Consider the following 23,044-nt stretch of genomic DNA (forward strand, 5'->3'; position numbering starts at 1 on the left):
TCGGCGGACAAGTTGATCGCGATTTGCCCTAATTTGGGCCGGTTTCAATCAGTTTTGTCTCAGCCGAAAATGCCAAGCTCGCGCAGATTACGCCGCCGCATCAGGCGCGGGAGCGACGGCGGCCGGAATCTCGCCTTCGGGAAGAACCGGCAGCGCAGGCGCTGGTTCGGTGCAAACTCGGTGGATAAAGCGGAGCTTTTCGATTGCCGGCTGGGAGAGGACGAAGGGATACATGTCCTTCAGCCCCATGCCGCGGTTGAGACTGTTGAGGACGTAGGTCATCGCCAGCCAGTCGTCCATCATGTCGTCGAACGAGGCGTGCTCCGCCTTCTCAAGCGAAAAGCGGGGCTTCACGCGGCGGGCGTTGGGAGCTTGCGGGCGGAGGGCCAAGCCGCAAGCGGTGGCCGTTTCCAACGTATCGGTAATGTGGAGGTAGTGGGCCCATGTCTCTGCCCAGTCTTCCCAGGCGTGGACGCTGGCGTAGGCCGAGACGAACTGCGACTGCCAATCGGGTCGCGGGCCGTTCTGGTAGTGGCGGTTAAGGGCTTCGCCGTAATCTTCCTGGTCGTCGCCGAAGACAGCGCGGCACTCCGCGAGCCAGCCGCTGTCCTTGATAAGCCGATCCCAGTAGTAGTGGCCCACCTCGTGGCGGAAGTGGCCGAGCAACGTGCGGTAGGGTTCATGCATCGCGACGCGGCGGCTCTCGCGCTCGGCGTCGTCGGCTTCGGCGAGGTTTACCGTGATCGTGCCATTGGCATGGCCGGTGAGGACGGCGGGGTGCTCCTCATCGATGATCGGCGGATCAGCCAGGAAGTTGAATTCCAGGCCGCGCTCGGGATCAATCGACTTAGGCACCACTGGCAAGCCGAGCGCCTGCAGACTGTAGACCAGCCGCCGCTTGGCAACCTCCAGCGCGTACCAGGCCTCGTGGTGCCCAGGCTGGGCGAGATCGGGGATCGTCTCGGTCAGCAGGCACGCCTCGCACAGCGGCTCTTCCTGGTCGGCAGGGACGGCCCAGTTGCAGACGTTCTTCTCGGCGTAGTTCTCGCACAGCCGGTAGGTGCGTCCGCCGGCCTCCGGCGCCTCGGGCGTCCACAGCCCCTCGCCGGCCGGCTTGAGCGACACGATTTCGCTCAGCTCTGGCAGGTAAGCCAGCGTGTGGTCGCATTTCACACAGCGGAAGTTCTCGAAGAAGACGGTTTGCCGGCAGTTATCGCAGTAAAATAATCGCATGGCCGCACTCTAGGCGAATGTCGTGCCGAGTGGGAGTGCGGGAGGGTTCAGTTGACGAGGTTGAGGGTTCAGGCGAGCGCCTGCCCGCTGACTCCTGACCGGCCCGGGGGCGGGGACGCCCCGGCTCGCCGGGCGTCACTGGCGGCGTCGCCGCTAGCGCCAGCGGCGCTCTCCAGCATTTTTCACCAATTCTCCAATTGCACGTCTTGTCCAAAGTCGATAACTTGCAAACCATTGAGCGAGTCTTCACGTATAGCTTGCTCAAGTGACTCTCACGAGCTACCTCCCACGACGGCGGTTTCCTATCCAGCGGTCTCACGACCAAACTTCGCACCCAAAAGGCCTCTCCTGAATTGACAGCGACTTCCCAAGACTATTTTGTCGCCGTCTCTTGCCGTTTGGCCCGGCTTTCGTGCTTGGTGCGCTCCTGGATCGACCGCTCTGCCCTCCGTACTCGCGTCGCCCTCTGCTCCACCTGGAGGGGTCGCCTCAGACGTTGAGTCGTCTGACCCAGCCCTCGTTTTGCCGTCTGGGGACATGACCGTCCCGCCGGCCGGCAGTCTCCGCTTTAGTCCCCACCGGGGCTAACCGTTTCGCAGCACCTATCGGTTGAGCCGAAGGTCGAACAACGGGCCCGACGTTTTCGGGCGTAAAAACGCGTTCGTATCCACGCCGCCGTGGACCGCGTACCAGGTCGCACTTGCAAGCGACCCCTCGGGCAAGGTTGTCTGGCTGCACACCACCTAAACACAGCTCTGTGGTTGCCCCTGGTCGCGCCCGTATTGGCCGGCTATGCCCCAGGAAGGAGGCCTCTCCATGAAGGTATTCGAACAAGAAGTGATCGTTCCCGGCTGGCTGAAGAGCGGCTCGCCGATTGCCAGCTTGCAGAAGGCCGTCGCCGACGCCTGCGGCAAGAAGGCTGCCCCCATCCGCGTCGCCATGGTCGGCAAGAACCGCCTCGGACACGTCTGCGAGATGGAAGCCCTCGGCGACCTGACCAGCCCAAAGAACATGCTGCCGTCGTCGGTTTTCGACTACCGCCAACGCAAGGGCGAGCGGACCGACAAGTTCAACGCGGTGATGTTGATCCCGACCGGCGTCGACTGCGCCATCGGCGGCCACGCCGGCGACGCCACCCCGGCCGCCCGGCTGATCGCCTCGCAGTGCGACAACCTGGTGATCCACCCGAACGTGGTCAACGCCTCGGACATCAACGAGCAAGCTGAAAACAGCCTCTACGCTGAAGGCTCGTTGATCTGCCGCCTGATGATGGGCACCATCGGCCTGCAAAAGGTCCGTCAGAACCGCGTGTTGCTGGTGACCGAAGAGCGTCCCGACGCTCCGCACGTCGTCGACAACACGATCAACTGTGCCGAAGGCGCCCGCGCCACGCTCGGCATGGACATCGACGAAGTCGTCGTCCTTGAGGAAGGCCTCGAGATGAAGACCGGCGTCGCCGATTCGGGCCGCGTCACCGGGGCCATCAACGGCCTGCAAGGTCTGCTGGACATCCTCCGCTCGAAGCGCGGCAGCTACGACGCGGTCGCCCTGGCGACCCGCATCACGCCGCACATCGACACGGTCGAGCTGCACCGCGCCTACTTCGGCGAAGGCGGCCCGAACCCGTGGGGCGGCGTTGAAGCGGTTCTCACCCACACGACCAGCACCGTCCTCGACGTGCCGACCGCTCACGCTCCGACGATGTCGAGCGAAGCGATTCGCACCGAGCGGTGGGGCGTCGTCGACCCCCGCAAGGCGGCCGAGGTGATCAGCAGCACCTACCTGTTCTGCGTCCTGAAGGGCCTCAACCGGGCTCCGCGCGTCATCACCAACGTGACCGGCGCTTACGACCCGTCGACCCTCACGGCCGAAGACGTCTCGGTGCTCGTCATTCCGGACGGCTGCGTTGGTCTGCCGACCCTGGCAGCCATCGAGCAAGGCATCCCCGTCATCGCGGTTCGCAACAACACGAACCTGATGCGGAACGACCTGAGCGAACTACCGTTCCGCGCGGGCCAACTGAAGTACGTCGACAACTACTACGAAGCGGCTGGCATGATGGCCGCCATGCGTACGGGCGTCTCGACGTCGACGCTGCAGCGTCCGATGCAGCCGATGAAGATTGATCGGATCTCGACCGCCGTGAAGGCGACCAAGGTCACCAAGACCGCGGCGAGCACCACGACGACCAATGGCAAGTCGACCCTCAGCGGCCCGAAGGCCAAGTCGAACGGTCATGCCAATGGCCACGTGGTAAACGGCTCGAAGGCCTAGTCGCCTGCGATTGCTGACGGATCGAAGTGAAACGACTCAATGGCTGGGGATGGCCACTCGCCGCCCCAGCCATTGTTTTTTTATTAGCCCCCGGTTCTTCAAACCGGGGGCGAGCGACGTGCCACTTCACGCCCCCGGTTTGAAGAACCGGGGGCTAAATGTTGCTGGGGAGTTGTTGTCAACGTTGAATCATTCGAATCGCCCAAACGCTGTGCTGGATCAAACTCGGGCTCCGATTTACGAAACGCTGCGCTCGTATATCGCTGGCAAGACCTACCCGTTCCACACGCCGGGGCATAAGGCGGGCCGGTTCGCCCCGCCGGAACTCGTCGACCTGTGGGGCCAGCCGCTGTTCGATTACGACCTGCCGGCGATGACGGCGACCGACAACTTGCTCCACCCCACGCACTGCGTGCAGGAAGCCCAAGAGCTGGCGGCGGAGTTGTTCGGCGCCGCGGCGACGTTCTACACCGGCGGCGGCGCCACGACGGCGATCGCGGCGATGATTCTCGCCGCCGTACCGCCTGGCGGAACGATCTTGTTACCGCGAAATGTGCACCGCTCGGTAGCGTCGGCGCTGGTCCTTTCCGGCGCGCGGCCGAAGTTTCTCCAGCACGACGTACTACCGCAGTCGGGCGCCCTGAGCGTCACCGGCGAAACGGTCGCCGCAGCGCTGGCCGAAGGGCCCGTTTCGGCCGTACTGCTCACACGGCCGAGCTACTACGGCTTGGCCCGCGAACTCGACGACGTGGTCGCTGCGTGCCGCCAGCACAATGTGCCACTGCTGATCGACGAAGCCCACGGCCCGCATCTGAACTTCTTGCCACCGGGGAGCGCCCCGACCTCCGCGATGCGGAGCGGCGCCAGCCTCGCCGCGCAAAGCTGCCATAAGACGCTCGGTTCGCTGGTCGGCACCGCGCAACTGCACGTCGGCCACAATTCGCCCGTGAGCGCTGCGCAAGTTCGCGACGCCTTCAACCTGCTGCAGACGACGAGCCCCAGCTACCTGCAGCTCGTCTCGATGGACGTCAATCGTCGCTTCATGGCCAGCGAAGGCGCCGCACTCTTCGCGCAAGCGGTCGCCGATGCCGCGGAACTCGCCGCACAGATCAACGCGCTGCCCGGTCTGCGCGTGCTCGACCCGGCGGACGATCCGCGACTTGCCGGGCATCGTCGCGATCCACTACGGATGGTAATCAACGTCGCCGGCGCTGGTTGGACCGGCTACGACGCAGAGTTGTTGCTGCGCAACGAATACCAAATGGAAGACGAGCTCGCTGATTGGTTTAACATCGCGCTCGTGCTCAGCCCGCGCGACGACGCCGACGCGAAAGCTCGCCTACTCGCAGGCCTGAAGCAAATCAGCGCGAACCCGCGGGCGCCGGAGAGTTCGTCGATCGCCGAAGCGGGCCATCTACTACAACCCGCCGTCCCGCCTCTCCTAATGACGCCGCGCGACGCCGCTCTTGGTCCGAAGCAGGCCGTCCCGCTCGACGAATCGATCGGCCGCGTTTGCGCGGAGAGCATCATGTTCTACCCGCCAGGGATTCCCCTCCTGATGCCGGGAGAAGTGGTGACGGGCGAGATTCTGGAGGTTTGCCATTCGCTGCTTGCGGGCGGCGCGCACTGCTATGCATCGGACCCAACGCTGGGGACGGTGCGGGTGGTTGGGGGCGCTTAACGGCGGGTTCGCGTCCTTGGGTTGGCAGCTTTCTTGGCCCCCGGTTTGAAGAACCGGGGACTAATGGCGGGTAATCGGTCTTTTGGGTCTTACGGGCCGATTGCTTTCTTTTGCAGATGCGGGCGGGCATAATGGATGCCTGTTGTGCGAATTGACGCTCGCCTATTAAGTCCGCATCGCCACCCCACGAAAGAGTTTGCATGGGTCTGAACGTACGCCGCCAGGGATGGGATGATCGCCGGTTGGCGATCGAGGCGCTGGAAGACCGGCGGGTGCTGGCGGTTGATTTTGAACTGCTGAAGGACATTAACACGCTCCAACCGCAAGGCTCTGGCCCCAACTCCTTCGTGACGATCGGATCGACGACGTACTTCATCGCCAGTACGGAAGGATCAGGCGAGCAGCTCTGGAAGACCGACGGCACATCGACTGGCACCTCGTTAGTGGCTGCGAATTCGCCCACAATTTACTCCGCTGGTCTTTCCACGCGTCTATTCAAACTCGACGAAGTCTTATACTTCGTCGCCGACGACCAGCTCCACGGCTATGAACTTTGGCGAAGCGATGGCACGGAAGCGGGCACTTTCCTCGTGAAAGACATCTCGCCGGGAAAACAAGGCGGATCGATATACAATATAACGCTCTCCAGCGGTCGACTTTTCTTCGCCGCCAGCGACGGCGTTCATGAACGTGAACTGTGGAGCAGCGATGGCACCGAGGCGGGGACGGCGATGGTCAAGGACATTCGCCCAGGGGCCTCAGGCGAGATTAACAACCTGACTCCCGTCGACGGCGGCATCTACTTCCTAGCCAATGACGGCGTTAACGGCCGCGAACTCTGGAAATCGGACGGCACTGCTGCCGGAACCTACTTGGTGAAGGACATCGCTCCGGGAGTCGCCCGCACCTTCAGCTACAGCGTTACGCCCCTAATCGAAGTGAACGGTCGTTTGTTCTTCGCAGCAAACGATGGCGCGAACGGCGTCGAGCTGTGGACGTCGCTGGGCTCCGAAGCCACAACGCATCTCGTCAAAGAGCTGGGAGGAATGTACGGAGACGGCGATCCCCTCTCGCTCACCAATTTCAACGGTCAGCTCTATTTCACGGCTTACTCCGAGCCGCACGGCGGTCGAGAGCTTTGGACGAGCGACGGGACCGAAAGCGGGACAACGATCGTCAAGGACATCATGACGACGTTTTATTCGATAGGAAGCGATCCCACGGGATTGACGGTGGCTAACGGATCATTGTACTTCCGAGCCAACGACTTCTCCCACGGCATTGAACTCTGGAAAACGGACGGAACCGAATCGGGCACCACGATGGTCGTCGACCTCCGCCCAGGAGTTGACGGTTCGGCGCCGCAAATTTTGGGCGTCCGCGACGGCTTGCTTCATTTCAACGCGAACGACGGCAGCGGTTCCAAACGCTGGATCACCGACGGCACGACGGCGGGCACGACTCCGTTCGCCTACCCAACCTCGCCTGAAGGAGAAGTACTGGGGTTTCTATTTCCCCATGCGGTCTCGGGAGGCTATCTCTTTTCGGCAACGACAACCGCCTATGGCAGTGAGCTTTGGCGAATGGACGCCGACGGCTCCAACGTCGCGCTAGTCAAAGACATCAATCCGGCCAATGGCTCCTCGGATCCCTACAACTTCGTCATTGCCGGAACTCGTGCGATCTTCAATGCCACCGAGGGCCTGACGAGAAATTGGTGGATCACTGACGGTACGGCGACGGGCACCGTGCGCTTCGCACCTTATGCCTCCGCAGGCTTGACGGAAATCGCGGGGGTCGTCGCCTCTCACGGTCGTTTTCTATTCACCGCGAAGAATTCGTCCGGGAGTTTCGATATCTGGGAGAGCGACGGCACGGAGGCGGGGACGCAACGCGTTGCCAATTCGCCTACAAATGGATTCTCGACGCGCCCGATGGTGGCGCTGGAAACCGAAGATTCACTCTACTTCGGGCTCTCTCAAGGATCTCACTACCAGCTTTGGAAAAGCGACTCCAACGGCATGGCGCCGATTCCCGGAGCCATCTCCGACATGGGGCTCGCCAAGCCCGGACCGAACGGCTCCCAATTCTTCAAGCGATACAACACCCTAAGAATCACTGACGGCACCGAAGCGGGAACAATCACCCTGAAAGAGTTCGGCCTCCAGAACGTGAGCATCTCGCCAGACGCTGCCGGAGACGGCACATCGATCTATTTCGTCGTCGACTACGATCAGCTTTGGAAAAGCGATGGAACCGTCGCGGGTACGCAGCTGGTTCGATCCTTCGATCTTGGCAACAATGCGCTTTCGCGGCCAATTGCGTTGACGGTAATCAACGGCACGCTCTACTTCAGCTACATCACCGCCAACGGAAACGCGTTGTGGAAAAGCGACGGAACAGCGGAAGGCACGACGGAAGTTTTCGCACTGGAGAGTGGGCTCGTTGCGAACATTTACAATCGCGATGATTCGATGTTTTTTCGGACGAACTCCGGTTTCAGCGGTGAGATGTGGTATAGCGACGGAACAGCTGCCCACACTGTCCGGCTCAGTTCGCTCCTTCCACCTGAGAGAAGCCCTAGGGCATACTATTTAGACGCCGTCAAAGTGGGCGACGTGATCTATTTCGGCGCGAACGACAACGTCAGCGGCGACGAGCTTTGGAGCACGAACCTCGTCACGGGCGAAACGACGCTTGTGAGAGATCATATTGCCGGCCCGATCGGAAGCCGCCCGACAACGCTACTCAAAATCGGGCAGCGTATCGTCATCGTCGCTCGATCGGAGACGCACTCGACTGAACTCTGGGCGATGGATTTGCCTCCCATTGCTGGTGACTATAACGCCGACGGGCGCGTCGACGGATCGGACTTCTTGGCGTGGCAGCGAGCCTTCGGTTCGGCGGCAAGCCCTGCGGGCAGCGGCGCCGACGGAAATAACGACGGAATCGTGAATGGCAGCGACCTGGACGTATGGGAAACCGGATATGGAACCGGAGGCTCTGCGGCCGTCACAGCCAGTTCTGATGCATTCGCCTTGAGCGAACTTACCGTCACGTCGCTGATTGCAAGCGACGAGATGTCAACGATAACTGTCGACAAGGGCGCCGATGACGCGCTGTTCGGTAGCGCCGCTGATGCGGCGTTCGCTTGGCTGGCGGCGGACAGAAGAGGGAAAGACGCCGACGATCGAAACGACTCCGTGACGGACGCCAAGCTTCGCGGCTGGGCGACGCGGCTACCCCAAGATCCGTCGGCTAGCGCTGCACAACCAGCGATGACTCGCCAGACGAAGGTTGTTGATCGTGCTGGCGAGCCTCTGTGGAGCCTTCCGCGGAAGCAGCAGCGTAATGGCAATGGCGAATCAACAATCGCCGGCGAACACGAAGCTAAGTTGGCAGCGTTCGGCCGGGCAGGCAGGCACGGGTAGAGTCGCGCTGCAGGCAACTTGGCGTGCGGTCTCGCCTGCCCCTCGCCCTGCGTGCGTCCTGCTGGCAGCCTGCAGCTGCGGCAGACGTCAGCGGCTCAAGTTACCCCCGCGAAAAAGCCGAAAAGCACGTTGCGTGCTGCGGGCAATTCCGCGCTCGCTCCCGGGGGGGACTTCTCATGCGGATTCAGGGCGGGAACGATTCCATCTTTGCGCTGCTAGCGGCGCGGCAATCCTCGTCGGCAATCGGCGGCAAGTCGACGGAACAAGCAGCGGCGGCGAGTTCAGCGGCTTGCGAAATCGACGTCGCCGCGCCCGAGGAAGACTCTCCCGACTTCACGCAGATGACGCCGAAGGAGATGAAAGATTTCGCTAAGCAGTTGTTCGACGACGGCGAGATCGATCTGACGCAGCTCTTCATGCTGCAGACGGCTGGCATGCCGTTGGGCAAAGTCGGCGCCAACGGCGAATTCGTGCCGCTGTCGAACGACGAGGCGAACGCCGCCCAGAACAAGCCGGTGAATTACTTCAGCACCGCTCAGGAAGCGATGAAGTTCATCGAGCAGTCGGGCAAAGCGAGCGATCCGACGTCGGGCTATGCCAACTGGAAAGGGATTGTCGACGCGCTGAAACGCGCGACCAGCGGCGTCGACGTGGTGGGGTAGAAATAGAAACGCACCGCTAATGAACGCTGACAAGACGCCAATGGAAATCCACTAGCGTTCGATCAGCGTCTATCAGCAGTGCGAGTCTAATCCAGTGTTCGACTACAGTCCGGCGAGAATCTTCTTCACGCGTTCCCAACCTTCGGCGAACGCCTTCTTATCGTCCTCGCTGGCGCCAGGTTGCTCGCCGGCGCGGAGGAAGCCGTGGCCGGCGCCTTCGTAGACGACCGGTTCATACGTTTTGCCGAGCTTCTTCATCGACTCGGTCACGCGCGGGACTTGCGACGTGATGCGGGCGTCGTTGCCGCCGTAGAAGCCGTAGACCGGAACCTCGATCTTCTTCAGTTCTGCTTCGTCTTCGGGCGCCGTGCCGTAGCAAACCATCGCCGCGGCAATCTTCGGGTTGTGAGCGGCGTAGCCGAACGACTTGCCGCCGCCCCAGCAGAAGCCGATGACCGCAACCTTGCCATTGGCCGCTTCGATCTTGCTCGCGTAGTCGACGGCGGCGTCGAGGTCGGCCGTCACTTGCTCGGGCTTCAGTCCGTAGATTCCCTGCGTGGCTGCGTCACGCGAGGCGAACGCCGACGTGCCGCCGCCGTCAGGCCCGGCGCCGCTGAGAAAGTCGGGCGCCACCGCAACGTAACCCGCCTCGGCCAGCCGATCGGCGACGCTCCGTTCCCAATCGGTGAGGCCCTTGTTTTCGTGAATGATCACGACGGCGGTCGCCTTCTCTTTCACTTCAGGAAAGACGACGAACGTCTTCAGCGCCCGCCCCTCAGGCGTCTTGATGTCAACCCACTCGTGATGGCGCGGGGTATTGTTGAGCCGTTCCTCAACCGGATCGGCCGCCTGGGCGCTCGCATAGCCGCTGGTCGACAACACGAGCAATGAAGCAACGAACGAGTGAAACGAAATACCTAACAGCGTACGCATAACCATCGCCTCCCGAATGGAACGTTGAACCAGAGCACGACTCGGCGTCCACCGAGCAGTGTAGCGAACTCAACCGTCAGCGAACATCAGCCGCCGGTCAACGACCGGCCGGAGCGGTGCGCAAATGGGGAATGTGGAATGCTGTATGTGGAGAAGCCTAGGTAACCGCAAGCCTGCTGTGGCTCGCCATTCCCCATTCAGCATTCCACATTTGATTCCGTCGCTCCGGCGGGTCGTTGACCCGCGGCTACTTGCGGCGACGCGCCAAGCGACAGCCGACGACGGCTAGAAAAGCGATCGTCGCGGCGGCGGGTTCCGGAACGGCGGCCACCGCCGCTACGGCCGGGGCGCCAAAGTTCTGTCCAAACGTCCTTTGCCAGACCAAAAAATCGGCGCCGTTCACGGTGCCGTCGCCGTTGCCATCGGCCTCGGCTTTGGTGGTCGAACCAATGTCTGATTTCCACACGGCTAGGTCGGCAGCGTCGACCTTGCCGTCGAAGTTGTAATCGCCCGCGGGAACGTTAAGCGGCAAGATCGTATTGAAGGTGACCAGATTCGCCTTCACGATATTGCCGGTGGTGTAATTGCGGACTGGAAGGGTGTCGAATGGGCTGCCAGCGTTGACGCGAGGCAATGCTGCAATCGCATCGACCACCGTCATCCCGTTACCGACGACTCTACCAAACGCAGTGAAGCCGCCGTTCTGCGCATCCAAGTTTGCAGCGTTATTGGCAAGATTGAAAAACCATTGGTTGGTGGCGCTGTTCGGGTCGCCGCCAAGTTTGGCCATCGCAATCGTGCCGCGCAGATTCGAGATGCCCGGTTCGTTCAACACCGCCGGGTCTTGCGAGACGCTCTGTACCCCAACGGCATCGGAGGGAAACTTGAATCCTCCGCCTTGCACCACAAATCCCGGCACACTGCGATGGATGAACGTGTCGACCCAATCGCCGCCGTTGGCGTAGTTCAGAAAGTTGGCCGTCGAGAGCGGCGTCGCGGTCTGATACAACCGCACGTCGATGTTGCCGAGCACGGAGTTGAACCGCACGACGACGGCTTCAGCGCGCCAAGCGCCAAGCAACGAAAACGCGAAGACGCACGCCGCCAGCAGGCGAGGTAGATGACGACTGAACTGCATCAATGGGGTCTGCTCAACGGTCTGCTTCAAGACAATGCCGCAATCACGCAAAAAACCTTTGCGATTGCGTCGTCTTGGTTCTGTTCCGGAAACTCGCGAACCGGCCGCAAACGCCGGTCTTTCTAGGGTAGTCGCGGTCTGCGAACGTGTCCACGAACCCGCCCCGGGACGTGGCGACAGCCGGTGCATTTGATAAAATCGCTACGCCGCGAAGGCGTGGACACTTTTCATGCGGCCGGAACGCTTCTGCGCGCCGCTCCGGCCGGTCGTTGACCGGCGGCTCCTTTCAACTCACTACTCACTCAGCCCCCAACGATCGCTATGCCAGCATTCCCTGAAATCGGCAAGATTCCGTACGAAGGTCCCCAGAGCAAGAACCCGCTCGCGTTCCGGCATTACAACGCCGACGAAAAGGTCGAAGGCAAAGCGATGCGCGACCACCTGCGGTTCAGCGTCGTTTACTGGCACACCTTCCGCGGCACCGGCTCCGATCCCTTCGGCCCCGGCACCGCCGTCCGCCCGTGGGAGAGCGGCAGCGATTCGGTGGAGAACGCGCAGAACCGTGCTCGCGTCGCCTTCGAGTTCATTGAAAAGCTCGGCGCCCCCTTCTACGCCTTCCACGATCGCGACGTCGCCCCTGAGGGAAAGACGCTCGCCGAGAGCCACAAGAATCTCGACGCGATCGTCAAGGTCTTCAAGGAAGAACAGCAGCGGACCGGCATCAAGTTGCTGTGGGGCACCGCGAACCTATTCAGCAACCCGCGGTTCATGCATGGCGCCGCGACGAGCCCGAACGCCGAAGTCTTCGCCTACGCCGCCGGCCAAGTGAAGAAGGCGATGGAAGTGACGCACGAACTCGGCGGCGTCGGCTACACCTTCTGGGGCGGCCGCGAAGGGTATCAGTGCATCTGGAATACCGACATGAAGCGGGAACTCGACCACTTGGCGAAGTTCCTCCACATGGCGGTCGACTACGCGAAGCAAATCGGCTTCAAGGGTCAGTTCTACATCGAGCCGAAGCCCAAAGAACCGACCAAGCATCAGTACGACAGCGACGCGGCGGCCTGCCTCAACTTCCTCCGCGAATACGGCTTGAAGGATCACCTCAAGCTGAACCTCGAAACGAACCACGCGACCCTCGCCGGCCACACGATGCAGCATGAACTGCAAGTCGCCGGCGCGGCCGGGGCCCTCGGTTCAATCGACGCCAACACGGGCGACATGCTGCTCGGCTGGGACACCGACCAGTTCCCGACCGACATCTACCTCACGACGCAGTGCATGTACGAAGTGCTGAAGTACGGCGGGTTCACCACCGGCGGCGTCAACTTCGACGCGAAAGTACGGCGCGAAAGCTTCGAGCCGATTGATTTGTTCTACGCCCACATCGGCGGCATGGACGCGTTCGCTCAGGGCCTGAAGATCGCCGCCGCGATGCGAGCCGACGGCAAGCTGCCGGGAATCATCAAGGACCGCTACGCCAGCTGGGACAGCGGGTTGGGCGCCGAGATCGAGGGGGGCAAGCACTCGCTCGCCTCGCTCGAAAAGCTAATGCTCGAAAAGGGCGAAGCCGCCGGCAACCGCAGCGGCCGCCAAGAAATGATCGAGAATCTCATCAACACCTACCTGTAGTAGCCGCGGGTCAACGACCCGCCGGAGCGAAACAAGTAGCGTCATCAACAAAGGAGCCAGCGATAGTCGTCAAACTTCCGCTGGCTCCTTCTTCTTTGCGCCTACGCGTCTTTGCGTGAGATCAAAGAGATACAGGTCTCTCGCAAAGGCGCAGAGGCGCAAAGAAATACGCAAAGAAGAAACACATGGGGAGAAGCGGCTTATATACCGCTCGTATTCTTTCGTTCTTTTCGTGTGTTTCGTGTGTTTCGTGGTAAAAAATCCCCGCATTCAAAGCACGCCACGAGCCGCTAGATCCGCACGCAACTTCGCCGCATCGACGAACAACGTAGCATCGAGCCCGACCGCCAGCGCTCCGTCGACGTTTTCCTGCCGATCGTCGGTGAAGAAGACTTGCCCCGGCTCGACGCCGGCCAGCTTCGCCGCGTGTTCGTAGATCGCCGGCTCCGGCTTCATCGAGCGAACTTCGAAGCTCAGCACATACTGCTCGAACGAATTGTTGAGAAACGGGTAACGCCCCGAGGTGACGAACTCCCAATCAAGCGTGTTGGTGTTCGACATGATCCCCAGCCGGCGACCGCTCGCGGCTAGTTGCTCGACGATCGCGACGCTCTCCTCGATCACCTCGAAGATGTCGCGCCCCGCGGCGAACAGTTCCTCGCGATTCGGTTCAACGCCAAGCGTCTCGCAAAAGTGGTCGTACACCGCCAGCACATTGAGATCGCCCCGCTCGAACCGCCACTGAACGCTGCGGGCGCTCCCCTTCGCCTCGAACAGGGCATGCCGCACCAGCTCGGCCGAGACGCCGGCCACCTCGGCCATCTGCTGGCACATCCGCTCGTGGCTGAACGACAGCAAAACGTTGCCCAAATCGAAGTAGAAAAAAGCGGGAGTCGCAGGCATGGCGGCGCCTATAATTTTGCGTGCAGATTTCGGGGTGCGAGCGATCGGCTGGTCTCTGTTATAACAATTCGCCGTTTGCCTGGTGAGATTTCTAATACAGGGAGATTAACCACGAAACAGACGAAAGGAACGAAAATAATGCTCTGATTTGCATCCCCCTTTGCGCCTCTGCGCCTTTGCGTGAGACATGTATTCAATAGATCTCACGCAAAGGCGCGAAGGCGCAAAGAAACACGCAAAGCAAGACAATTTCTTTTTTCGTTCCTTTCGTCTGTTTCGTGGTTAAAACTCTTCCCGCTAGATCCAACAATTCAAGTGAGAGTGAGATGCATCGATTGATTGCCGCATGGGTTGTTGCCTTTGGGATGGTCGCCGCCGGCGCTGGGACGCTGCTCGCGAAACCGGCGGAGTCGCTGTTCACTGCCAAGAAAATCGACGGCGCGGAGCTGCGGTTCATCGGCAACGTGCCGGTCGCCATCCTCACCGGCACGCCCGCGGAAATCGGCCGGCAGCATGCGGAGCTACTCGCCGGCCCCGGCAAGGGGATGGTCGAGTTCCCCAAACGCTTTGCCGAGCGATTCGGCGTCGAGGCCTTTTGGCCGCTGGTGACCCAAGCCGGCAAGACGCTTGTCTCGCGGGCGCCACAGTCGCATCAACAAGAACTCGCTGCGATCGCCGCTAACAGCGACATCACCGCCGACCAACTCGCCGTCGGCAACACGCTGCTTGAGCTGCGCCGCCTTGGCTGCTCCGCCGTCGTCGTCGAACCGGCGCGAAGCAAAACCGGCGCGCCGATCTTCGGCCGCAATTTCGATTTCCCCACGCTTGGTGATCTCGACAAGTACAGCATGGTGATCGTCTACCGCCCCGAAGGAAAACATGCGTTCGCGTCGATTGGCTTCCCCGGACTCGTCGGCGTCATCTCGGCGATGAACGACGCCGGCCTCGCCGCGGGGACGCTCGACGTTGAACGCTCGGCCGACGGTTCGCGGAAATTTAACCCGACGGGCGAGCCGCTGGCGTTCGTCTTCCGCCGCATCATGGAAGAGTGCACCACCGTCGACGAAGCGGAGAAGCTGCTCCGCAGCGTCAAGCCGACCACGTGGATGAACCTCACCGTGTGCGACCGCAACGGCGGGGCGACGTTTGAGATCACCCCCGATCACATCGCACGACGCAACGCCGAGAACGGCATCGTCCGCTGCACGAACCATTTCCGCTGCGACGGTATGAGCGTCGGCGAAGAATGCTGGCGCTACGACGCCCTCGCAATCGACGACCTCGCGGACAAGATCGAAGTCCGCGAGGTGCAACTGGCGCTCGACGGCGCCAACCAAGGCGCCATGACGCTGCAAACAATGATCTTCGAACCGCGCGACCTGACGCTCCACCTGGCGATCGGCAAACCGCCCGTCTCGTTGAACAAGATGGAAAAGATCGCGTTAGCCCCGCTTTTTAAGCACTAGCAGTATTTCCTTTGCGTCTTCGCGCCTTTGCGTGAAACCTGCATTCAATTGGTCTCACGCAAAGGCGCGAAGGCGCAAAGAAGAGGAAAATGGCATACGCCGCGGCAAGCTGCGGCGAGCTTGCCGCGGCTAACGCTCCTGCTGAACTTCGCGATTGCGACTGCTCGATACCTTTAACTGTATCTGCCGTCGCTTCTCTGCTTTTGTCGTCGCGAGGTGCTATCGTGAGCGCTGATCTCTCTCGGTTGACTGCTATCGTTTACACCAGCGGGCGCCAGCAGAGCGTCACTCGGCTGATCAACAGCGTGGCGTGGCTTTACCCGCAGGTGAAAGTGTTGGTCGCCGACGACAGCCGCCAGCCGCAGCCGATGGCGGGCGCCGAGCCAGTGAAGATGCCGGTCGACAGCGGTGTGAGCGCGTGCCGCAACGCGCTGCTCGCGCGGATTCGGACGCCTTACTTCCTGCTGCTCGAAGACAACCAAGAACTCAACCGCGGCTCACACGTCGACAAACTGCTAGCAGCGGTCGCCGGCGGTAAGTGCGACCTCGCCGCAGGCGACATGATCAGCTGCCGCCGCCGCTTCGGCTTGTTCACCAAGCGCGAGGCCGATCCTGGCCACGGCACGGTCGAGGCGACGCCCGAAGCGGTGAAGATCACCGCCGGAGCTCGCCCCGGCGTCGACGGCGTCCAAGGTTGCGACGTCGCCCACAACTTCTTCGTCGCCCGCACCGACAAAGTCCGCGCGATGGGAGGCTGGGATCCGCAACTGCTGGTCGACGAACGGCTCGAATTCTTCATCCGCGCCCGCCGCTTCGGCATCAAGACCGCGGTCTGCCTCGACTCGGTCGCCTGGCGTTGGAACGACGCCGCGGCGAAGACGACCCGCGACTTCAGCGCCCTGGCCGTCGCCAAGATGGGCGCTGCCCGGCTGATCGACGCCAATGGCCGCACGATCGAAGCCGCCAGCAGCCAAACCCGCGCCGCGTAAACCGCGGAGCCATCTTTCAAGCCCCCGCACTCACGCCACCAAGCAGCCGGAGGGCCACGCCCTCGGGGCCGCCCTGCCGGGAGGCGCTGCGAATCTCAAACGCACCGCCGCCCGGACCGCGTGGCGGTCCGGCTGTTGGCGAAGCGCCGCGGTAGTTGCCGCAACGATTGGCCAGCTCAAGCCAGCTCGGCCTGATGCTTTCGGCGATTCTCCGCTACAATTCCGCAGTTGCGCCAGCGGCGCAGCTCTGTCGGCCGACTCCGATTCTGCGAGAGGCCAGCGCGGTCTGCTCTTGAGCGCCCCGCCGCGTCTTGTGGGAGGCGTCTCCGACGCCGATACCGGTCGCCACTGCAAGCGGTTGTGGCATCGCACCGCCGCTTCGGGGTCGGAGACCCCTCCCACAAATTTTTAGGGCAACGCCCACTTCAACACATCGAGGGACGTTCCATGTCGTCCGCCCAACCTCCGCAAAACCTTCCGCCCGCCGAAGTCGAGCAGCGCCGCCGCGCCGGCCAGCCGGTCCCGATCATCGACGTTCGCACGCCCGCCGAGTTTCGCGGCGTGCATGCCGAGGGAGCGCAGAACATCCCCATCGATGAACTTGCGAGCCGCGTCGACGACTTGCGGCAACAAGCGGCCGCGGGGCCGCTCTACCTCATTTGCCAAGGGGGCGGCCGCTCGCGCCGTGCTTGCGAGCAACTTGCCGCACAAGGATTCGCCGTCGTGAACATCGACGGCGGCACGAACGCCTGGGGCGCCGCCGGCCTGCCGGTAGTGCGCGGCAAGGCGACGATCTCGCTTGAACGCCAAGTCCGCATCGCCGCCGGCTCGCTCGCGCTTACCGGCGCGCTACTCGCCTGGTTCGTCCACCCCGCGTTCGCCTGGCTCTCGGCGTTCATCGGCGCGGGACTCGTCTTCGCAGGCGTCACCGACACCTGCGGCATGGGCATGGTGCTGGCGAAGATGCCTTGGAATCGTTCGTAAACGATCTATGCACTGAATCTCAACGCCATCAAACCACAAACAACGTCACACATAATCATTTCTCTTCCTTTGCGCCTTCGCGCCTTTGCGTGAGACCTGCATTAATTAATCTCACGCAAAGGCGCGAAGGCGCAAAGGAGGATCAGAGGAAGTAAGCAATGCGGATTGTGATCATCGGCGCGGTGGCAGGCGGGGCTTCGGCGGCGGCGCGGGCGCGGCGGTTGAGCGAGCAGGCGGAGATCGTACTCATTGAGCGGGGCGAAGCGCCGTCGTTCGCTAACTGCGGGCTCCCCTACTACGTCGGCGGCGTCATCGAGCAGCGCGACAAGTTGCTCGTCGCTCCTGCCCAACGCCTGATGGAACGCTTCCGCCTCGACGTGCGGACGCGGACCGAGGCGATCGCCATCGATCGTGCGAACCGCACGGTGCGGCTCCGCTATCTGGAGAACGGCGACGAGTACGACCTACCGTACGATAAGCTGATCCTCTCGCCTGGCGCGGCGCCGATTCGTCCGAACATTCCCGGCGTTGATCTGCCGCAGGTCTTCACGCTCCGCGAACTCCGTGACGCCGATCGCCTTCACGCCGCGGCGAAGGACGCCAAGCGGGCCGTCGTCATCGGCGGCGGTTTTATTGGGCTCGAGATGGCGGAGAACCTCGTCCATCGCGGTATGGCGACGACGATCGTCGAGCTGGCCGATCAGATCCTGCCGCCGTGGGACGCCGAAATGGTGTCGCCGCTCGCCGCCCACCTGCGCGAGAAGGGCGTGACGCTCAAACTGAGCAACGCCGCCGAAGCAATCGAGCCGGCCGACAATGGCGTCGTCGTGCGGTTGCGCAGCGGCGAGTCGCTCGAGGCCGACATGGTGATTCTGAGCGTTGGCGTCCGTCCGGAGAATCATCTCGCGGTTAACTGCGGACTTGCCGTGGCGGAACGGGGCGGCATTAAGGTGAACGACCAGATGCAGACGAGCGATCCCGACATCTACGCCGTCGGCGACGCGATCGAGACTCGCAACCTGGTCGACGGCACGCCGGCGCAGATTCCGCTTGCTGGGCCGGCGAATCGGCAGGGTCGCATCGCGGCCGATCACATCTTTGGCCGGTCAACGCGCTTCGCCGGCATCCAAGGGACGGCGATCGTCGGCGCCTTCGAGATGGCCGCGGCGATGACCGGCCTCAGCGAGAAGGTGCTGCGTAAGGCGGGGACGCCGTTCGAGAAGATTTATATCCACCCCGCCAACCACGCCGGCTATTATCCCGGTGCGAAGCAGATGTCGATCAAGTTGCTATTCGAACCCGACGGCGGCCGGTTGCTCGGCGCGCAGGCGGTTGGCCGCGACGGCGTCGACAAGCGGATGGACGTCCTCGCCGTGGCGGTGAAGGCGGGGATGACCGCGTTCGATCTCGAAGAATTGGAACTCGCCTACGCGCCGCAGTTCGGCTCGGCGAAAGATCCAGTGAACATGGCGGGGTTCGTTGCGTCGGGGGTCGTGCGCGGCGACCACCCAATCGCTCACTGCGAAGACTTGCCGCAGCAGCCGGGCGCCAACGGCGAGTTAGTTCTTGATGTGCGCATGACCGGCGAATTCGCCGCCGGCAACATCCCCGGCGCCGTCAACATTCCCGTCGACGTCCTGCGCGAACGCCTCGGCGAACTCAACCGCGAGCAGCCGATTATCGTTTACTGCCAAGTCGGCATGCGTGGCTACATCGCCACGCGGATCTTGCTGCAAAACGGTTTTAATGCCCGCAACCTCAGCGGCGGTTATACGACCTACAAGCAAGTAACGGCGGCCCGGCAAAACGCTGGTTAATGACGGCGGAATTTTGCGGTGAGTGTTTGAGACGGAGCGTGTGTGGGAGGGGTCTCTGACCCCGATGCGACGTTGTACCACCACAACGGCTTGTCGTGGTGAGCGGAATCGGCGTCGGAGACGCCTCCCACAAAAGGCCGCGAAGTCCCCTAACCACCTGCCCCAAGAGCTTGTGATGATTTCCGCTATTGAATCCATCGATGCTAACAGGCCATTTACTTGGCCAGCTCGCCGGCCGTTGCTCACCGCCGAGTGGCGCCAATTGGCGATGCTCAACTACGCCGTCGATCGCGCCATCCTGCGACCGCTCGTACCGACGGGAACGGAACTCGACGATTGGAATGGCGAGTCGTACGCCTCGGTGATCGGGTTCCAATTCTTGCGAACCACCTTCTGCGGCGTGCCAATCCCGTTCCACGCGAGCTTCGTCGAAGTGAACCTGCGGTTCTACATCCGCCGGCGGGCGCCGGAAGGATGGCGCCGCGGCGTCGCATTTATTCGCGAACTTGCCCCGCGCCGCGCCGTGGCGCTAGTGGCGAACCTGCTCTACGGCGAGCGCTACCTCGCCGTGCCGATGACGCACGAACTCGTGCCGGGCGAGGGCGAGGTTCCGCGGCGTTTGGAATATGGCTGGCGCTACCGCGGCGGCAGCGGCCGACTCGCGCTCGAACCGGCCGGCGAGGCGTTGCCGCTGGCCGAGGGTTCGCACGAGCAGTACATCGCCGAGCACTACTGGGGCTACTCGCACCATCCCCGCGGCGGCGTCGAGTACGAGGTGGCCCACCCCTCATGGCAATACAGCCCCGGCCGGGCCGCCAGTTTTGAATGCGACCATGTCGCTGCCGTCTACGGCGAGCTGTGGGTCGAAGCGCTGAGCGGCCCGCCAACTTCCGCCTTTTGGGCCGACGGTTCCGCCGTCCGCGTCTACGCCGGCCAGCGAATCCACTAAGCGGCAAGCCGCGGGGTGCATTCGCTGAACCTGGGTCCCTCCGACGGGCTCATCTGCTCTAGCCGGAAGGCCACGCCTTCCGGGATGATGTGCGGACCGGGCGTAAACCCTCTCGGCGCCGCCCCCGGACCGCGTGGCGGTCCGGCTACTTGTTGTTGCTCGCCCACCAGTCACCGATCACTAGTCACCGGTCTCCCGCTCCGATGTCCCTCGCCATTCGCCCCGCCGCCGAAGCCGACCTCCCGGCGATCAACGCTATCTACAACCACTACGTCGTCACCTCGACGACGACGTACGACCTCGCGCCACTGCCGCTCGAAGATCGTCAGCGTTGGTTCGCGGGCCGTGACAAAATTCACCCAGTGATCGTCGTCACCACGCAAACTAGCGGCATAGAAAAAATCGTCGGCTGGGGATCGCTCAACGTCTTCCGCTCAAAGCCGGGCTACCGCTTCACCGTCGAGAACTCGGTGTACGTTCACCCCGACCATCAGCGGCAAGGCATCGGCTCGGCGATCATTCAGCACCAGATTCAACAAGCGAAAGAACTCGACCTCCACGCGATCGTTGCCGGCATCGGCGCCGAGCAAACGGCCAGCATCGCCCTCCACGGAAAGCATGGCTTCGTCGAAGTCGCCAGATTCCCCGAGATCGGCCGCAAGTTCGACCAGTGGCTCGACGTGGTCTTCATGCAGCGACTAATCAAGTAGCCGCGGGTCAACGACCCGCCGGAGCGATTCACCGCACCAACTCTGCTTCAAATTCTTTTAACCACGAAATAGACGAAAGGAACGAAAGTAATGCTCTGATTTGCATCTCCCTTTGCGCCTTCGCGCCTTTGCGTGAGATCAATTAAATGCAGGTCTCACGCAAAGGCGCGAAGGCGCAAAGAAATACGCAGAGCAAGACAATTTCTTTTTTCGTTCCTTTCGTGTGTTTCGTGGTTAACCTCCCCTGAAGTGCAATCAGCGTGACTAACGGCAAAATAGCCTGGTTTTCCCCCCCCCGCGAACCGCCTGCCGCGTTCGGCCCTCTGTGGTTAAAATGGAAGGCTCGCGATTTTGTGGGAGCGTTTCATTAGTACTCGCTCCGGCCGGTCGTTGACCCGCGGCTACTGAACCCCGAACCCTGATACCTGAACCCTCTCTAGCATGCTCAACAAAATCTCTCGCCACATCACGCAACCGAAGTCGCAGGGCGCCAGCCAGGCCATGTTGTTTGGCACCGGCCTCACCGAAGAGGACATGAATCGTCCGCAGGTCGGCATCGCGAGCATGTGGTACGACGGCAACACCTGCAACATGCACCTGCTCAACCTGGCGGGCGAAGTGAAGAAGGGCGTGCAGGCCGCCGGCATGGTAGGGATGCGGTTCAACACGATCGGCGTCAGCGACGGCATCTCGATGGGCACCAGCGGCATGAGCTACTCGCTCCAGTCGCGCGATCTCATTGCCGACTCGATCGAGACGGTGATGGAAGCGCAGTGGTACGACGCGCTGGTCGCCCTGCCCGGCTGCGATAAGAACATGCCGGGCTGTCTGATGGCGATGGGCCGGCTCAATCGTCCGGCGATCATGGTCTACGGCGGCACGATCAAGCCAGGCTTTACCTCGGGTAAAGCCGCCACCGGTGGTGGCGGTGAAAAGCGCGACATCGTGAGCGCGTTCCAGTGCTATGGCGAATTCCTCGCCGGCCGCATCACCGAGGAAGAACGCAAAGACATCGTCCGCCACAGCTGTCCCGGCGCCGGGGCGTGCGGCGGCATGTACACTGCCAACACGATGGCCTCGGCAATCGAAGCGATGGGCATGACGCTGCCGTACAGCAGCTCGATCCCCGCCGAGAATCCCGACAAAATCGGCGAGTGCCTCGCCGCGGGCAAGGCGATTTACAAACTGCTCGAAATGGATCTCAAGCCGCGCGACATCATGACTCGCGCCGCGTTCGAAAACGCGATGGTCGTCATCATGGCCGTCGGCGGTTCGACGAACGGCGTGCTGCACCTGCTGGCGATGGCTCGCTCGGTGGGCGTTGAACTCACCATCGACGACTTCCAAGCGGTGAGCGACCGCGTGCCCTATCTGGCCGACCTCAAGCCGAGCGGCAAGTTTGTCCAGGAAGAGCTGCACGAAGTCGGCGGCACGCCGGCCGTGATGAAGATGCTGCTCGAACACGGCCTCATCGACGGCACCTGCAAGACGGTGACCGGCAAGACCATCGCCGAGAACCTCGCCCCGCTGCCTGGCCTGAAGAAGGGCCAAACGATCGTCCACTCGCTAGACAAGCCGCTGAAGGCATCGGGCCACATCCGCATCATGCGCGGCAACCTCTGCCCCGACGGCGCCGTCGCGAAGATCACCGGCAAGGAAGGGCTCGTCTTCACCGGCACGGCCCGCTGCTTCGACAGCGAGGAAGACATGCTGCACGCGATGGAGCGGAAGGAAATCGTAAAGGGCGACGTGATCATCATCCGCTACGAAGGCCCGCAGGGGGGCCCCGGCATGCCGGAGATGCTCACCCCCACAAGCGCAATCATGGGCGCCGGCCTCGGCGCCGACGTCGCCCTCATCACCGACGGCCGGTTCAGCGGCGGCAGCCACGGATTTATTGTCGGCCACGTCACGCCGGAGGCCCAAGTCGGCGGGCCGATCGCCCTCGTGCAAAACGGCGACAAGATCACGCTCGACGCCGAGGCGAATCTCATTACGGTCGACGTGAGCGACGCAGAGTTCGAGAAGCGGCGGAAGGCGTGGAAGGCGCCGGCGTTCAAAGCCACCCGTGGCACGCTCTACAAGTACATCAAGAATGTGAAGAGCGCGAGCGAAGGCTGCGTGACGGACGAGTGAGAGGTGACTGGAACGTCGCGCCAATCGCCACCAGCGCCGACTCCGTCGACACCGCCTACTCAATAGCGTCCGAACTGTCTCGCATATTCGCCATCGTCTACCCGCA

General features: G+C 62.3%; 16 protein-coding genes. 12 read left to right on the forward strand and 4 right to left on the reverse strand.

Annotated features, from left to right (window positions below; translation table 11 throughout):
* Positions 1–87: 87 nt before the first annotated feature.
* On the reverse strand, positions 88–1,233 hold the full coding sequence (locus tag PLANPX_RS23985) for a zinc-binding metallopeptidase family protein (protein ID WP_152101164.1): 1,146 nt from the start codon (positions 1,231–1,233) through the stop codon (positions 88–90).
* An 816-nt stretch (positions 1,234–2,049) separates the two neighbouring features.
* On the opposite strand from PLANPX_RS23985, the gene PLANPX_RS23990 reads away from it, so the two are divergent.
* The 4 genes from PLANPX_RS23990 (at position 2,050) to PLANPX_RS24005 (ending at position 9,281) form a co-directional block, all read left to right on the forward strand.
* Positions 2,050–3,507 (forward strand): DUF3326 domain-containing protein, encoded by a 1,458-nt coding sequence (locus PLANPX_RS23990; RefSeq protein ID WP_172992300.1) that lies wholly within the window; start codon positions 2,050–2,052, stop codon positions 3,505–3,507.
* A 211-nt stretch (positions 3,508–3,718) separates the two neighbouring features.
* A complete protein-coding gene (locus PLANPX_RS23995) occupies positions 3,719–5,188 on the forward strand; it encodes an aminotransferase class I/II-fold pyridoxal phosphate-dependent enzyme (protein WP_172992301.1) in 1,470 nt (489 codons plus the stop codon).
* Positions 5,189–5,388: 200 nt separating this feature from the next.
* Positions 5,389–8,619 (forward strand): ELWxxDGT repeat protein, encoded by a 3,231-nt coding sequence (locus PLANPX_RS24000; RefSeq protein WP_152101167.1) that lies wholly within the window; start codon positions 5,389–5,391, stop codon positions 8,617–8,619.
* Positions 8,620–8,795: 176 nt separating this feature from the next.
* The gene (locus PLANPX_RS24005; RefSeq protein ID WP_152101168.1) at positions 8,796–9,281 is read left to right on the forward strand and encodes a hypothetical protein; all 486 of its coding nucleotides are present in this window, start codon (positions 8,796–8,798) and stop codon (positions 9,279–9,281) included.
* 102 nt (positions 9,282–9,383) lie between these two features.
* On the opposite strand, the gene PLANPX_RS24010 is transcribed toward PLANPX_RS24005, so the two are convergent.
* Both PLANPX_RS24010 and PLANPX_RS24015 read right to left on the reverse strand, forming a co-directional pair.
* Positions 9,384–10,214 carry a dienelactone hydrolase family protein gene (locus PLANPX_RS24010; RefSeq protein WP_198421809.1) on the reverse strand — a complete coding sequence of 277 codons (831 nt, stop codon included), beginning with the start codon at positions 10,212–10,214 and terminating at the stop codon, positions 9,384–9,386.
* Between the two features lie 247 nt (positions 10,215–10,461).
* Positions 10,462–11,352, reverse strand: a complete 891-nt coding sequence (locus PLANPX_RS24015; RefSeq protein ID WP_172992302.1) for a peptidylprolyl isomerase — start codon at positions 11,350–11,352, stop codon at positions 10,462–10,464.
* Between the two features lie 321 nt (positions 11,353–11,673).
* Here PLANPX_RS24015 and xylA point away from each other — a divergent pair, with 321 nt between their 5' ends.
* A complete protein-coding gene (gene xylA, locus PLANPX_RS24020) occupies positions 11,674–12,984 on the forward strand; it encodes a xylose isomerase (protein WP_152101171.1) in 1,311 nt (436 codons plus the stop codon).
* A 270-nt stretch (positions 12,985–13,254) separates the two neighbouring features.
* On the opposite strand, the gene PLANPX_RS24025 is transcribed toward xylA, so the two are convergent.
* A complete protein-coding gene (locus PLANPX_RS24025; protein ID WP_152101172.1) occupies positions 13,255–13,887 on the reverse strand; it encodes an HAD family hydrolase in 633 nt (210 codons plus the stop codon).
* A 326-nt stretch (positions 13,888–14,213) separates the two neighbouring features.
* Between PLANPX_RS24025 and PLANPX_RS24030 the strand changes: the two genes are divergently transcribed.
* The 7 genes from PLANPX_RS24030 (at position 14,214) to ilvD (ending at position 22,938) form a co-directional block, all read left to right on the forward strand.
* Positions 14,214–15,353, forward strand: coding sequence for a C45 family autoproteolytic acyltransferase/hydolase (locus tag PLANPX_RS24030; RefSeq protein ID WP_152101173.1), 1,140 nt, complete (start codon positions 14,214–14,216; stop codon positions 15,351–15,353).
* A gap of 224 nt (positions 15,354–15,577) precedes the next feature.
* Positions 15,578–16,342, forward strand: coding sequence for a hypothetical protein (locus PLANPX_RS24035; RefSeq protein ID WP_152101174.1), 765 nt, complete (start codon positions 15,578–15,580; stop codon positions 16,340–16,342).
* A 447-nt stretch (positions 16,343–16,789) separates the two neighbouring features.
* Entirely contained in the window at positions 16,790–17,326 is a 537-nt protein-coding gene (locus tag PLANPX_RS24040) for a rhodanese-like domain-containing protein (RefSeq protein WP_152101175.1), read from the forward strand.
* 158 nt (positions 17,327–17,484) lie between these two features.
* Positions 17,485–19,143, forward strand: a complete 1,659-nt coding sequence (locus PLANPX_RS24045) for an FAD-dependent oxidoreductase (RefSeq protein ID WP_152101176.1) — start codon at positions 17,485–17,487, stop codon at positions 19,141–19,143.
* Between the two features lie 175 nt (positions 19,144–19,318).
* The gene (locus PLANPX_RS24050; RefSeq protein ID WP_152101177.1) at positions 19,319–20,092 is read left to right on the forward strand and encodes a YqjF family protein; all 774 of its coding nucleotides are present in this window, start codon (positions 19,319–19,321) and stop codon (positions 20,090–20,092) included.
* 203 nt (positions 20,093–20,295) lie between these two features.
* Positions 20,296–20,802, forward strand: a complete 507-nt coding sequence (locus tag PLANPX_RS24055) for a GNAT family N-acetyltransferase (protein WP_152101178.1) — start codon at positions 20,296–20,298, stop codon at positions 20,800–20,802.
* A gap of 441 nt (positions 20,803–21,243) precedes the next feature.
* Positions 21,244–22,938, forward strand: coding sequence for a dihydroxy-acid dehydratase (gene ilvD, locus PLANPX_RS24060; protein WP_152101179.1), 1,695 nt, complete (start codon positions 21,244–21,246; stop codon positions 22,936–22,938).
* The last annotated feature ends 106 nt before the right edge of the window (positions 22,939–23,044 follow it).

The sequence above is a fragment of the Lacipirellula parvula genome (assembly GCF_009177095.1).
GTDB classification, from domain to species: Bacteria; Planctomycetota; Planctomycetia; order Pirellulales; family Lacipirellulaceae; genus Lacipirellula; species Lacipirellula parvula.